Source organism: Cellulomonas sp. (assembly GCF_035634735.1).
GTDB lineage: Bacteria > Actinomycetota > Actinomycetes > Actinomycetales > Cellulomonadaceae > Cellulomonas.
Map to the genome: position 1 here is coordinate 1 of NZ_DASQCJ010000116.1, position 13593 is coordinate 13593.

Consider the following 13593-nt stretch of genomic DNA (forward strand, 5'->3'; position numbering starts at 1 on the left):
ATACTGAGCATCTCGCGCGCCGCCACCGGAGCGCCGGCCACGGCGCCGGTCGCCGCGGCCGCCCCACCGGCGGCCTGCGGTGCACTCTGCCGCATCGGGGGCCGGATCGCACCACTCCCGGCCGCATTCGTCAGGGCCAGCCGGCGACCGGGATCGTCACCTGGAACGTCGTGCGGCCCTGCATGCTGCCGTCGCCGAGCTGCCCGGAGCCGTTGTCGCCCGCCGCGGCGAACGTCCCCTCGCCGGAGTCGTACAGCGCGTGGGTGGCACCGGCCGCGACCCGGGGCGCCCGCGAAGCGTCGCCGCCGATCGCGTCGGGAGGCAGGAGCACCGACGTCGGGGAGGCGACGGACGCGTCGACGGCGCCCAGCCCGAGCAGGCCGGTGGCGTTGGCACCCCAGGCCCACAGGCTCCCGTCGGCGTCCCAGGCCCAGGCCGACGAGGCGCCCTGGACGGGCGACGAGATCGAGGCACCCACGATCCCGGCGAGCCCGGCCACCTGGGTGGCGGTCGCCGCGCCGTCCGTGGTCCACAGGGTGCCGTCGGCCGCGACGAGCAGCGTCGTGCGGTTGCCCGCCGCGACCGAGAGGAGCTCGCCCGCCGCGGGCGCCGCCACGGCGCGCCCCGTGCGGTCGCCGTTGGACTCGCCCCAGACGACGACCCCGCCCGCCGTCACCGCGGCGCCGTGGAACCGCCCGGCGGACGCCGTCGTGACGACCCGGCCGTCGAGACCCTGGGCGGTGACCCGGCGCGGCTCCTGCGCGTCCGTCGCGGACCGCCCGAGCCGCGCCGTCGGGTTGCCCCAGGAGTACAGCGCGCCCGCCTCGGTCCAGGCGAGGTAGTAGTAACCGCCCGCGTCCACCCCGGCCACCGGGTCGCCGAGGCCGTCGAAGAAGGCGAGCCGCTGCGGCGTGGCGGTGTTGCCCCCGACGTCGGGGTTCCCCCAGGTCCAGACGCCACCGTCGTCGGTCAGCGCGATGCCCAGGTTGATCCCGGCCGCCGCCTGCCGGACCCGCTGCCCGTCCGGCAGCGCCACCGGCACCGGGCGGAGGACCGGGTCGCCCTCCGCCCCCTGGCCGAGCTCTCCGCGGCCGTTGGCACCCCAGCTGTACAGCCGCCCGTCGGCCTCCCAGCCCAACGACCACGCGTCCCCGGCGTCGACGCCGCCGCCCAGCAGGACCGGGACCGGCTCCGCCGCCCCGAACGCGGCCCGGACCGCGCCGGGGTCGGCGAACTGCGCACCGGACGGCAGGACAGCGGCCACCACCAGCGCGGCGAGCCCGAGGGCGCAGGCCGCGAGGCGTCGTCCGGCAGCGGGGAAGGTGGCGCTCACGCCGACATCCTGGCCACGCGCAGGTCCACGCAGGCGCCCGCGGACCACTTACGGACGCACCCCGCCACCGAACACAAACCACCGCATCCGGACACGAAGCACCATCTCGGCCCGCGATCCGCGCTAGGGTGGGCCGCATGACGTGGCTGGTCACCGGAGGCGCTGGGTACATCGGTTCGCACGTGGTGCGGGCGTTCGGGCAGGTGGGCATCGGGGCCGTGGTCCTCGACGACCTGTCCTCGGGGCACCGGGGCTTCGTCCCCGACGACGTGCCGTTCGTGCAGGGCTCGATCCTCGACACCGACCTGGTGACCGCGGCGCTCCGCGAGCACGGCGTCACGGGCGTCGTGCACCTGGCCGGGTTCAAGTACGCCGGCGTCTCGGTGCAGCGCCCGCTGCACACGTACGACCAGAACGTCACGGGCACGGCGCGGCTGCTCGAGGCGATGGCCGCCGCGGACGTCCGCCGCATCGTGTTCTCGTCGAGCGCCGCGGTGTACGGCACCCCGGACGTCGACCTCGTCACCGAGGACACCCCGACCGCGCCCGAGTCGCCCTACGGCGAGTCGAAGCTGATCGGCGAGTGGCTGCTCCGCGACCAGGGCCGGGCGACGGACCTCGCGCACACCTCGCTGCGGTACTTCAACGTGGTCGGCTCGGGCACGCCGGAGCTGTCCGACACCAGCCCGCACAACCTGTTCCCGCTGGTGCTGGACGCGCTCGCCGACGGGCGCACCCCGCGGATCAACGGCGACGACTACGCCACCCCCGACGGCACCTGCGTGCGGGACTACGTGCACGTCGCCGACCTGGCCACCTCGCACGTCGCCGCGGCGCGCGCGCTGTCCGAGGGCCGGGAGCTGCAGCGGGTCTACAACCTGGGCTCCGGCGACGGGGTGTCCGTGCGCGAGATCATGACCGCGATGGCGCAGGCCACGGGCATCGCGTTCGAGCCGGAGATCGCCCCCCGGCGGCCGGGCGACCCGGCGCGCATCGTCGCGTCCGGCGAGGCCGCGGCCCGGGACCTCGACTGGGTCATGCGGCACACGCTGACCGAGATGGTCGCGAGCGCCTGGGAGGCGCGGCAGGCCCGCTGAGGCCGCGGGCGGGCCGGACGCCCCGGCCCGCCGCGCCCCGGCCCGCGTCAGCGGCCCAGGCGCGAGAGCCCGTCCGCCAGCACGTCCTCGGACCCCGCGTAGATCCCCTCCGCGCGGGGCCAGTGCACGACCACGTCCGTGAACCCGAGGTCCGCGGCGCGCTCGACGCCCTCGACCAGCGTCGCCGCGGACGTCAGGGAGAACACCGGCGCCCCGTCGAGGTTGAGGTACAGGTCCGGCACCCGGCCGTCCGGGGCGAGCCGGCCCGCGATCTCGCGCAGCTGGTCGACCTGCTCGGCGAGCCCGGCCCACCAGGCCTCCTGCGCGGCGGCCGGGGACGCGGGCTGCTCGTCGGGCGCGAACACCGGGCCGTAGGTCGCCCAGCCCTGCCCGTACCGGGCGGCGAGCGCCATCGTGCGCGGCCCGCCCGCGGCGACCACGAACGGGGTGCGCGGCCGGGCGATCGTGCCCGGGTGCATCCGCGCGCCGTGCGCCTCGTAGAACGTGCCCTCGTGGTCGGTCACCGGGTGGGTGAGCAGCCGGTCCAGCAGCTCGACGAACTCCTCGAACCGCCGGGTGCGCTCGCCGCGCGTCGGGGCCGGGCCGAGCACGCCGGCGTCGAACCCCTCGCCGCCGGCGCCCAGCCCGAGCAGGAACCGGCCGCCGGCGACGTCGTCCAGCCCCATGACGTCCTTGGCGAACGGCACCGGGTGCCGGAAGTTCGGCGACGCCACCCAGGTGCCCAGCCGGATCCGCTCGGTGACCGCGGCCGCGGCGGCGAGCAGCGGGACCGTGGCGAACCACGGCTCGTCGGCGAGCGTCCGCCACGCCAGGTGGTCGTAGGTCCAGGCGTGGTCGAACCCGTGCTCCTCGGCGCGCCGCCAGGTGTGCCGCGCGTCCGCCCAGCGCTGCTGGGGCAGGAGCACCACGCCGAGGCGCGGGCGGGCGGCGGCGGGCGGGGCGTCGGCGGTCGTCTCGGCGGTCACGGACCGAGCGTAGCCACGCCCCGCGCGGCCCCGGCGGGTGCGGCTACAGGTGCAGCGGCGTCAGCTCCTCGTACGCCTCGACCGGCGCCCCCGCGAGGCACATCTCGATGATCCGCCGGCCCAGCGGGTCGAGGTCGTCGGTGAGGAACCGCTGCAGCTCGCTCGCGAAGAACCCCTGCAGCACGGCGGCGCCCGCGTCGTACGCCTCCGGGCCGACGTGCGTCTGGTACTCCGGCTGGAGCAGCGTCGGCCGGATCTGCTGGCCGTCGAGCTTCATCTCGGTCGGCCGGTAGCCGAACAGCGCGCAGCGGGCCGGCGCGAGCTGCTCCCGGCGGATCCGCCCGGCGCCGCGCCGGGCCAGGTACTCGCGGGTCAGCCACTCGGCGGAGAACCCCACGTGGTACGCGCCGATGTGCTGGTTCGGCGTCAGCACGTACCGGGTGCGGTCGTTCTCGACCAGCTGGCGCAGCAGCAGGTTCGCCGCCGCGACCTTGGTGCCGGTGGCGAACGGCCAGTACGACCCGACGCCCTCGGCCACCATGCCGCCGTGCGCGAGCGCCGCGGTGACGTCGGCGCTCTCCCCGATCGAGGGGTTCTTGTCCCCGCGCGGCGCGATCAGCCGCCAGACCCACGCCAGGGCGGGCGGGACGACGTGCATCATCCCCATGATCCCGTAGGTCGGTGCGTCCCGGGTGCACAGCGGCATCCGGACGCCGAACGTGCGCACGTCGACCGGCTGCGGCTCCGCGACCACGTTCTTGATCGACGACCGCGGGATGACGACCCGGGGGTTCGGGCACCGCCGGCCCGTCGAGTCGAGGGTGTGCTCCCACGGCAGGGCCGTGGCGCCCGGGACGCCGTCGATCGACAGGAACACCAGCGGCTGGTCGGGCTCGATGACGGCCCGCTCCAGCGCGACGTCCTCGCCGTAGGCGGTCAGGTTGTCGACCCGGACGAACCAGCCCGCCTCCGCGTCGGACACGGTGAGCCGGCCGTCGCCCCGCTGCACGGACGGGTGGCAGAGCGTCATGTCGTCGGTGACGGGCGCGAGCGCCGAGGTCTCGCCGAGGGTGAGGTGGTACGGCTCGTCGCGCACCACGTTCGTGCCGACGAGGATCCGCCCGTCGTCCTCGCGCCGGATCTCCTGGCACATCTCGGACTTGCCGCCGCCCGAGGCGCCCTCGTGCATGATCACGGTCTCGTTCTCGTACGGCGTGGTCACGCGGACCGACGAGGCGTGCGCGGTCAGCCAGCCCTCGCGCTCCCCGATGTCGAGCAGCACCGAGAACACGCCCTTCTTGGCGCTCGGGCCGGGGTACAGGTTGTACGCCCACACCTCGTGCAGCCGCTCGGACCGGTCGTGCACGACGACCTGGCGCCCGCCGAACCGGGTGTGCCGGAACGGCGGGGCGACGTAGAGGATCGACCGCGGGTCGAACGGGCCGAGCTCCTCGAAGGTCACCCAGCCCTGCAGGTCGACCAGCGTGAGCGCGAAGAAGGCCGCGTTCGCCGGGCAGATCGCCAGCGACGGGTAGCCGACCGCCGGGCCGCCGGCCCGGAACGGCACCACGACGAGCTCCTGGGTCGCGAGCCACGCCAGCGTCTGCGCGCGGACCGGGTCGAAGTCCTCGCCGTAGACGTCCCTGTACCGGGGCTTGTCCGTCGGCAGACCGTCGGCGATCCGCATGCAGTCCGGGTCCCGGCGGCGCATGTAGTCCTCGGGGTAGTTCACCGCGAGCCCGTTCCGGCACCGCGCGACGTCGGCCTCGCGGTACGGCGCGCCGTCGACGTCGTACTCGACCGCGAAGGTCGGGCCGCCGTCCGGGCCGCCCACGGCCAGCTCGTACAGCTCCACCCGGGACCGCGGCACGATCACGCGCGGGCTGGCGTCGAGCACGGCGCGGACGTCCCGCGCCAGGTGCACGCTGGACAGGTCCAGGGTCGGATCCGCGGTCATGTGGGCTCCCTACGCGTCGAGGCCTCCGGGGCGCCACGAGGGCGCGCTTGACCCGGACATTACGAGCACCGGACGTCAGGGATACGGGACCTTGGCCCCCACCCAGGGCCGCCGCCCCGGCGCGTCAGGCCCAGCCGAGCTCGTGCAGCCGCTCGTCGTCGATGCCGAAGTGGTGCGCGACTTCGTGCACCACCGTGACCGCCACCTCCTCGGCCACCTCGTCGCGGTCCGCGCAGATCGCCAGGGTCGGCCGGCGGAAGATCGTGATCCGGTCCGGCAGCGAGCCCGCGGCCCAGAACTCCCCGCGTTCGGTCAGCGGCACGCCCTCGTACAGCCCGAGCAGGTCGGGGTCGTCGGCCGGCGCGTCGTCCTCCACCAGCACGACCACGTTGTCCATCCGGGCGGCGAGCTCGTCGGGGATGCGGTCCAGGCCGTCCCGGACGGCGTCCTCGAAGTCCTCGCGCGACATGTCGATCACGCGCCCATCCTCGCCGATTTGGTGGATCCGCCGACCTACCCGTAACGTATTCCTCGGTCTGAAGACGCCTCGACGTCAGGGGCGCAAGCCCCCATCGTCTAGCGGCCCAGGACCCCGCCCTTTCACGGCGGTAGCACGGGTTCGAATCCCGTTGGGGGTACGAGCTCCGTGCATGTGGAAGAATAGGTCTCACAACGAGGCCCCGTAGCGCAGTTGGTTAGCGCGCCGCCCTGTCACGGCGGAGGTCGCGGGTTCAAGTCCCGTCGGGGTCGCTCGATCACACCGGTCCTCTGGGCCGGTGTCGTCGTATCGAGGCTCTGTAGCTCAGTTGGTAGAGCGTTCGACTGAAAATCGAAAGGTCACCGGATCGACGCCGGTCGGAGCCACCGAGGAAGCCCCGCATCGCCCCTGGCGAGGCGGGGCTTCGTCGTCCTCCGGGCCGCGCGCTCAGCCCGCGGCCGGCTCCCGCCGCCGGCGCGGCAGCACCGCCGTGAACGTGGTCCCCGCCCCCTCGGCGCTCGTGACCTCCATCACGCCGCCGTGCGCCACCACCACGGACCGCGTGATCGCCAGCCCGAGCCCGACGCCCGGCACCGCGTTCCGGGTCGCCGTGGTCGTCCGGAAGAACCGGGAGAACAGCCGGTCCACCTCGTCGGCGGGGATCCCCAGCCCGGTGTCCGCGACCGCCAGCCGCACGTGGTCGACCGTGGCCGTCACCCGCGCCGTCACCGTGCCGCCGGCCGGGGTGAACTTCACCGCGTTCGACAGCAGGTTGTCGCACACCTGCGCCAGCCGGACGGCGTCGGCCCGCAGCGGCACCGGCTCCCCCGGCACGTCGACCGTCAGGGCCACCCCGGCCCGGTCCGCCGCCGGCCGCGCCGACTCCACCGCCGCGCGCGCCACCTCCGCCACGTCCACGTCCGCGAGCGCCAGCGGGAACCGCCCCGCGTCCACCCGGGCGGTGAACAGCAGGTCGTCCACCAGGCGCAGCAGGCGGGCCGCGTTCCGCTCGGCGACCTCGACGGAGCGCTGCTGGTCGGGCGTGAGCGGGTCGTCCCGGAGCAGGTCCAGGTGGCCCACGATCGCGCTCACCGGGGTGCGCAGCTCGTGCGAGATCATCCCGGTGAACTGGTCCTGCAGCCGGGCGGCCTCGTGCACGGCGGTCGCGTCGGTCGCGACGAACAGGTACCCCAGGAGCCGGCCGTCGCCGTCCAGCCGGGCCGTCGTGGACACCTGCACGGGCACGGGCGAGCCGTCCGGGCGCAGCCAGGTCCACTCCGAGGCCTCCGGGCGGCCGGGCGCCACCTCGGCGACCAGCGCCGCGAACGGTGTCGTCGCGCCGGTCCGGCGCCAGCGCTCCTGGAGCTCGGCGGGCGCGACCAGCTCGTCGGCCCGCAGGGCGCCCTGGGCCGCGGCCGCGGTCCGGCCCAGCAGCCGCTCCGCCCCCGGGTTCCACACGTCGACCACGCCGTCCGGGCCGGTGCCGACGACCGCCTGCTCGGTGACGGCGTCGAGCACGCTCCGCGTGAGCCGGTCCGCGTCCCGGAGCCGGGCGAGGTGCCGGCGGAGCCGGCGCGCCAGCTCGTTCACCGTCAGCGCCGCGAGCGCGTAGACCACCGGCGCGAACCCCGCGCGCCACCAGGCGAGGTCGTCCGGGTGCCCGTCCAGGCCGGGCAGCGCCGGGAGCAGCAGCGCGAGGCAGGACGCCCCGGCCGCCAGCACGACGGCCCACCGCCCGGGCTCGGCCGCGACCCAGATCACCGGCAGCACCAGCACCGCGCCGAGCAGCGACCCCGCCCCGCCGGTCCCGGCGCGCAGCAGCCCCACGGCGAGGATCGACAGCAGCGGCACCGCGACCGCCCAGCCGTCGCCGGCGGCCCACGCGTCGGCCGCGCGCCGGGTGGCGGCCGGCGGGCGCGCGGCGGCGACGAGGGCGAGCGCCGTCGCGGCCGCCAGGACGAGCGCGCCGGCGAGCACGGCGCCGGGGTCGGTGACCGCCGCGCCCGGCGCCGCGGCCCCGAGCGCCGCGCCCAGCAGGACGGCGAGCAGCGTGGGGGCGTGCTTCAGCAGCACGGTGCGGTCGCGGGCCCGCGACGTCACGCGGTGTCCCGGACGATCTCCAGCGGCTCGACGGCGCGTCCGGTGCCGAACCGCGACCAGTACCGCGCGGTCGCGCGCACGAAGTCCGGCTCCAGGTAGTCCCGGATGCCGGCCTGGGACGCGAAGCAGGCGAGCATCGCGAGCTTGGTCTCCAGGTGGTCGTCGATCGTGACGAACCGGTTGGGCCGGTAGTCGACCGTCGCCGACGGGCTCTGGAAGCACGCGACGGTGCCGGTCCCGCGGGTCGCGACCATCGTCGCGGCGTGCACGGCGCGGTGGTCCTGGTGCCGGTCGTTCTCGCTGTGCGTGTAGACGACCGACGGCCGCACCTCGTCGACCACCCGCTCGACGATCTCGAGGGTCGGGCCGGCGACCGGGATCAGGGTGTCCGGGAGGTCCTCGAGGAGCAGCCGGGCGCCGATCAGCCCGGCCGCGGCGCGCGACTCGCCCTGCCGGTCCGCGACGTCCCCGCCGCGCGCGCCCCGGGACAGTGTGAGCACCACGACCGGGTCCCCCGCCGCCCGGTGCGCCGCGAGGATGCCGCCCGCGCCGATCTCCACGTCGTCGGGGTGCGCGCCCACCGCCAGCACCACCGGCCGGGCGGCCCGCGCCGCGCGGCGGCGCTCGGCGAGCCGGCGCACCACCTCGACCAGCTGGCCGGCGGCGACCGGCTTGGTGAGGAACTCGTCGGCCCGCTGCCGCAGGGCGCCGACGGCGTACTCGACCGAGACGTGCGCCGTCATCACCACGACGCCGACGTCCGGCGCCCGCTCGCGCAGCAGGCCGGCGAGCTCGAGGCCGGACGTGCCGGGCATCTCGATGTCGGTGACCACGACGTCCGGGTCGAACCGCGCGAGCGTGCCCGCGATGTCCGAGGCGTCGTGCAGCACGACCACCTCGCACCCCGCGCGACGCTCCAGCACGGCCCCGGTGTACGCGGCGACGTCGGGGTCGTCGTCGAGCACGACGACCCGGAACGCAGAGCCGGTCAAGCAGTCCCCCAGGTGGTTCGGGTGCCGGGCGACCGCGGCGGCCCGCCCCGGCCATGCTCGCAGATCCCCCGGCGCGGCGGCGGCCGAGCCGCGAGGGCCGCGCGCATGATGCCGTCATCGGACGGGGAGGCGACGATGCCGCACCACTCGGACCTGCCGCGCCTGGCGGCGCTCGACGACGCGACGCTCGCGCGGGCGCGGACGGTGACCGTCCACTCGCCCGACGCGTCCGGCGAGGGGGACCTCGTGTGGACCCTGACGGTCCGGGACGACGCCGGCGAGCCGCTGGGCCGCGAGCGGCTCAGCGCGCCCGACTGGCCGACCCCGCTCGCCGAGATCATCGCGCCGCACCTGGACGTCGCGGGGCTGCGGGTGGTCGGCGGCTGGCGGACCGACCTGGGGGACGACGACCTGCCGCTGCACGAGGCCCGGGTGCGCCCCGCGGGGTGAGGGGTCGCAGGGGTCGCAGCACCTGGACGCGCGCGGCGGGGGCGGGCGCGGTTGCCTAGGGTGGGGTCCGCCGGCGCGCGCCGGCACGCGCGGCGGAAGGGGCGGACGTGGAGATCGCGGTGCAGCGGATCGGGGGGCCCGTGGTGGTCCTGCGGCCCCGGGGGCGGCTCACCGCCGGTGACGCCCCGGAGCTGCGCACGGTGATCGCCGACCTGGTCGAGCAGGGGCGCACCAAGCTCGTCGTCGACCTGGAGGAGACGACATTCCTGGACTCCTCCGGCCTGGGCGCGCTCATCGCCGGGCTGCGCGCGACGCGCACGGCGGGCGGCGACCTCACGATCGCGCGGCCGACGGGGCAGGTGCTCGACGTGCTCACGCTGACGACGATGATCCGGGTGCTGCCGCCGCACGAGACCGTCGCGGACGCGTTCGCCGCCCTGTCCTGACCCGGGCCGCCGGCGCGGCGGTCAGAGCGGGTCGAACTCCGTCACGCGGGTCCGCCAGTACTCCGCGCCGTCGCGGGTGCGGGTGACGAGGCCCGCCTCGACGAGCTCGCGGCGCAGGCCGACGGGGTCGCGGGCCAGCCCCGCCAGCCGGCCGGTCAGCGCGCGCTCGCCGACGGGCTCCTCGAGCGGGAGCACGCCCTGCGCCACCCAGCGGAGCACGAGGTCGCGGTCGGCGCGGCGCCGGGGCAGGTTCTCGAGCCGCCCGCGGACGAGGAACCGCGCGGGGTCGGCGGGCGTGTCGTCGGCCATGGCGGCAGCGTAGGCAGCGGCCCCGCCCGATTCCCACCCGATTCCCGCGCCTCCGGGAACCGCGGCGCGGGCCGGGCCGTTCGACCCACACACGACGAGAGGGGACGACCATGGGCTTCCTGGACCGGCTGCTGGGCCGCGAGCCCCGGCAGCAGCAGCCGTACCCGCAGCAGCCGTACGGGCAGCCGTACGGCGCACCCAAGGGCGCCGGGCAGCGGCCCGCCGACCCCGACCAGGCGGCGATCGAGCGCTACCGCTACCTGCTGCGCACCGCCCCGCCGGACGCGATCGAGCAGGCGCACGCCGAGGCGTTCGCGCAGCTGACGCCGGAGCAGCGCCGGCAGGTGCTCGACGGCCTCGGGGCCGAGGTGCCGCCCGGCGAGCGCGCCGCGGACGACGACCCCCGCTCCCTCGCCCGGATGGCCACCCGCGCGGAGCTGCGGCAGCCCGGCACCCTGGAGCGGTCGTTCGGCCGCACCGGCGGCGTCGGGGGCGGGTTCGGCGGCGGCGTGGGGATGGGCGGCGTGATCGCCGGCTCGCTGCTCGCCAGCGTGGCCGGCGCGTTCGTCGGCACGGCGATCGCCGACAGCCTGTTCGACCTGTCCGACTCCGGCGACGCCGCCGCTGACGCAGGGGCGGACGCCGGGGCGGACCCGGCCGCCGACGCCGGCGCGGACGGGTACGCGGACGGCGGCGACGTCTCCGCCGACGGCGGCGGCTGGGGCGGCGACGGCGGCGGCTGGGGCGACGCGGGCGGGTTCGGCGGCGACTTCGGCGGCGACTTCGGGGGCGGCGACTTCTGACGCCGGGGGGGGCGCGGCCCGCCCGGGACCCGCGACCGGCGGGCCCCGCCCCCTCACCCCGCGGGGATGAACTCACCCCGCGACCGGGCGCGACCTGCGCCCGGACGCCCTACCGTGGCGCACATGGCACCCGGCGGGGGTCGAACCGCCCGGCGCATGACCGTCACGAGGGCGGTCGCGCTGGTGCTGGCGTTCGTCCTCGTGGCCGTGCTCGGCGGCGTGCTGACGGCGGCCCTGCTGCTGCCGACCGTGGCGGTCGCGAACGGCACGACGGACCTCGCGGTCGAGGCGTTCCAGGACCTGCCGTCGGAGATCGAGCGGCAGCCGCTGTCCGAGCGGTCGACGGTCCTCGCGTCGGACGGCACGACCGTGCTGGCGACGTTCTGGGCCGAGAACCGGGTCGTCGTGCCGCTGACCGCGGTCGCCGGGCCGCTGCAGCAGGCCGTGATCGCGATCGAGGACAAGCGGTTCTACCAGCACGGCGGGATCGACCCGGAGGGGATGGTCCGCGCCCTGGTCCGGAACCTGCAGTCCTCGGGCCGCACCGAGGGCGCCTCCACCCTCACCCAGCAGTACGTGAAGAACGTCCTGATCGAGCAGGCCGTCCGCGCCGGCGACGCCGCCGGGGCCGAGGCCGCCCGGGAGGCCAGCGGGCCCGAGGGGTACGCGCGCAAGCTGCGGGAGGCGAAGCTCGCGATCGCGCTCGAGAAGGAGATGACCAAGGACCAGATCCTCGAGGCCTACCTCAACATCGCCCAGTTCGGTGTGAACACCTACGGCGTCGAGGCCGCGGCCCAGCGGTACTTCAGCAAGCCCGCCGCCCAGGTGTCGTACCTCGAGGCGGCGACCATCGCCGGCATCACCCAGAGCCCGACCGCGTACGACCCCGTGCGCAACCCGGAGACCGCGCAGCAGCGGCGCGACCTCGTGCTGCGGCTCATGCAGGAGCAGGGCTACCTGACCGCCGACGAGGTCGCGGCGGGACTCGCCACGCCCATCGCCGACACCCTGCGCGTCGACACCCGGCCGGTCGGCTGCATGGCGGCGGAGGTGACGGTCCCCGGCTCCGGCTACTTCTGCGACTACGTGACGAAGGTGATCCGGAACGACCCGGCGTTCGGCGCGACGGAGGCGGAGCGGATCGACCGGCTCTACCGCGGCGGGCTCACCATCACGACCACCCTCGACGCGCGCGAGCAGGGCCTCGCCGCCGCCGCGGTGCAGGGCGGGGTGCCCGCGGACGACCCGTCGGGCGTCGCGACCGCGCTCGTCACGGTCGAGCCCGGCACCGGGAAGATCACCTCGATGGCGCAGAACCGCCGGTACAACAACACCGCGGAGCACGGCGACCGCGAGACCGCGGTCAACTACAGCGCCGACTTCGCGTACGGCGGCGGCAGCGGCTTCCCGCCGGGCTCGACGTTCAAGCCGTTCACGCTCGCCGAGTGGCTGAAGGAGGGCCACAGCCTCTCGGAGCGGGTGAACGGCACCCGGTTCTCCTACCGGTTCAGCGAGTTCCGGACCTCCTGCACCCGCCTGGACCCCCGCACGGAGTACCGGTTCGCCAACGCCGAGGGCCCGCGGTCCGGCGGCGTGATGAGCGTGCTCGACGCCACCCGGAACTCGGTGAACTCCGGCTACATCGCGATGGCGTCCCAGATCGACATCTGCGGGGTGTTCGACACCGCGAGCGCCCTGGGCATCCATAAGGCCGGCGGGTCCTCCGGCGACGGCGCGTTCGACCCGCTGCCCGCAAACGTCCTGGGCTCCGACTCGGTGTCGCCGCTGTCGATGGCCGCCGCGTTCGCCGCGTTCGCCGCCGGCGGCACCTACTGCGTGCCGGTCGCGATCCTGTCCGTGACGGACACCGACGGGCAGGCGCTGCCCGTGCCGCCCGGCGGCTGCACCCCGGGCGCCCTGGAGCCGCGGGTCGCCAACGCCGTGACGTACGCGCTGCAGAACGTGTGGAGCGGCACGGCGTCGACCGACCCGCCGCCGTTCCCGTCGGCCGGCAAGACCGGGACCACGTCGCACAACGAGCACACCTGGTTCGTGGGGTACACGCCGCTGCGGGCGACCGCGGTGTGGGTCGGGTTCGCGGACCGGATGCTCCCCATGCAGCGCATCACGATCAACGGGCGGACCATCCGGAACGTGTTCGGGTCGTCGGTGGCGGTGCCGATCTGGAAGTCGTTCATGATCCCGGCGCTCGAGGGGCAGGCCGTCCCGGCGTTCGCGCCCCCGGGGCAGGACGAGGTGCTCGGCAAGCAGCTGCCGGTGCCGTCGGTCGTCGGGCGGGACGTCGGCGCGGCCCAGCGCGCGCTGGAGCGGGCCGGGTTCCGGGTCTCCGTCGGCGCGGCCGAGCCCGATGCGGCCGCCCCGGGGACCGTGCTGCGGCAGAGCCCGACGGGCACCGCGACGATCGGCTCGACGGTGACGATCGTGCCGTCGGCCGGGCCCGCCCCCGCGCCGCCGCCGGAGGCGCCCCCGGCGGCACCGCCCGCCGCTCCCCCGGCACCGCCCTGACCGTGGGCCCGCCCCCGGGCGGAGCGGCGGGTCCGTCTGCGGGATGACGGCCGGGCCGGCACGACCGTCCCGGGAGCCGACGCGGCCGCGCGGACCCCACCCGTAGCGTCGAGGGC

Annotated in this window: 12 protein-coding genes and 3 tRNA genes; 8 read left to right on the forward strand and 7 right to left on the reverse strand. The window is 76.1% G+C overall.

All coding sequences use genetic code 11. The features are described 5' to 3' along the window. Positions 1 to 130 precede the first annotated feature (130 nt). Positions 131 to 1333, reverse strand: coding sequence for a hypothetical protein (locus VER05_RS10175; RefSeq protein WP_324845243.1), 1203 nt, complete (start codon positions 1331 to 1333; stop codon positions 131 to 133). Positions 1334 to 1470: 137 nt separating this feature from the next. Here VER05_RS10175 and galE point away from each other — a divergent pair, with 137 nt between their 5' ends. After that, positions 1471 to 2430: a UDP-glucose 4-epimerase GalE gene (galE, locus tag VER05_RS10180; protein WP_324845244.1), complete on the forward strand. Its 960-nt coding sequence runs from the start codon at positions 1471 to 1473 to the stop codon at positions 2428 to 2430. A 47-nt stretch (positions 2431 to 2477) separates the two neighbouring features. Here galE and VER05_RS10185 read toward each other — a convergent pair whose 3' ends face one another. The 3 genes from VER05_RS10185 to VER05_RS10195 all read right to left on the reverse strand — a co-directional run bounded on the left by VER05_RS10185 (position 2478) and on the right by VER05_RS10195 (position 5842). Further along, the gene (locus VER05_RS10185) at positions 2478 to 3416 is read right to left on the reverse strand and encodes an LLM class flavin-dependent oxidoreductase (protein WP_324845245.1); all 939 of its coding nucleotides are present in this window, start codon (positions 3414 to 3416) and stop codon (positions 2478 to 2480) included. A 43-nt stretch (positions 3417 to 3459) separates the two neighbouring features. Beyond that, the gene (locus tag VER05_RS10190; protein ID WP_324845246.1) at positions 3460 to 5373 is read right to left on the reverse strand and encodes a DUF4914 family protein; all 1914 of its coding nucleotides are present in this window, start codon (positions 5371 to 5373) and stop codon (positions 3460 to 3462) included. A gap of 124 nt (positions 5374 to 5497) precedes the next feature. Next, complete coding sequence (locus VER05_RS10195; RefSeq protein ID WP_324845272.1) at positions 5498 to 5842, reverse strand: metallopeptidase family protein; 345 nt, start codon at positions 5840 to 5842, stop codon at positions 5498 to 5500. A 96-nt stretch (positions 5843 to 5938) separates the two neighbouring features. Between VER05_RS10195 and VER05_RS10200 the strand changes: the two genes are divergently transcribed. From VER05_RS10200 to VER05_RS10210, 3 genes are all read left to right on the forward strand, one after another. Then, positions 5939 to 6011 (forward strand) — tRNA-Glu (locus VER05_RS10200). Between the two features lie 38 nt (positions 6012 to 6049). Beyond that, positions 6050 to 6123 (forward strand) — tRNA-Asp (locus VER05_RS10205). A gap of 41 nt (positions 6124 to 6164) precedes the next feature. Further along, positions 6165 to 6237 (forward strand) — tRNA-Phe (locus VER05_RS10210). A gap of 61 nt (positions 6238 to 6298) precedes the next feature. Here VER05_RS10210 and VER05_RS10215 read toward each other — a convergent pair. Both VER05_RS10215 and VER05_RS10220 read right to left on the reverse strand, forming a co-directional pair. Further along, the gene (locus VER05_RS10215) at positions 6299 to 7951 is read right to left on the reverse strand and encodes a PAS domain-containing sensor histidine kinase (protein WP_324845247.1); all 1653 of its coding nucleotides are present in this window, start codon (positions 7949 to 7951) and stop codon (positions 6299 to 6301) included. Next, positions 7948 to 8943 (reverse strand): response regulator, encoded by a 996-nt coding sequence (locus VER05_RS10220; RefSeq protein ID WP_324845248.1) that lies wholly within the window; start codon positions 8941 to 8943, stop codon positions 7948 to 7950. Before VER05_RS10220 ends, VER05_RS10215 begins: the two co-directional genes overlap by 4 nt. Before the next feature lie 135 nt (positions 8944 to 9078). Here VER05_RS10220 and VER05_RS10225 point away from each other — a divergent pair, with 135 nt between their 5' ends. Continuing rightward, positions 9079 to 9393: a hypothetical protein gene (locus VER05_RS10225; RefSeq protein WP_324845249.1), complete on the forward strand. Its 315-nt coding sequence runs from the start codon at positions 9079 to 9081 to the stop codon at positions 9391 to 9393. A 107-nt stretch (positions 9394 to 9500) separates the two neighbouring features. Beyond that, positions 9501 to 9839, forward strand: coding sequence for an STAS domain-containing protein (locus tag VER05_RS10230; RefSeq protein WP_324845250.1), 339 nt, complete (start codon positions 9501 to 9503; stop codon positions 9837 to 9839). 21 nt (positions 9840 to 9860) lie between these two features. Here the strand turns inward: VER05_RS10230 and VER05_RS10235 are convergent, their stop codons facing one another. Beyond that, positions 9861 to 10148, reverse strand: coding sequence for a DUF2087 domain-containing protein (locus VER05_RS10235; protein ID WP_324845251.1), 288 nt, complete (start codon positions 10146 to 10148; stop codon positions 9861 to 9863). 110 nt (positions 10149 to 10258) lie between these two features. Between VER05_RS10235 and VER05_RS10240 the strand changes: the two genes are divergently transcribed. Next, positions 10259 to 10951, forward strand: a complete 693-nt coding sequence (locus VER05_RS10240; protein ID WP_324845252.1) for a hypothetical protein — start codon at positions 10259 to 10261, stop codon at positions 10949 to 10951. A gap of 156 nt (positions 10952 to 11107) precedes the next feature. After that, positions 11108 to 13477, forward strand: coding sequence for a transglycosylase domain-containing protein (locus VER05_RS10245; RefSeq protein WP_324845253.1), 2370 nt, complete (start codon positions 11108 to 11110; stop codon positions 13475 to 13477). Positions 13478 to 13593 lie beyond the last annotated feature (116 nt).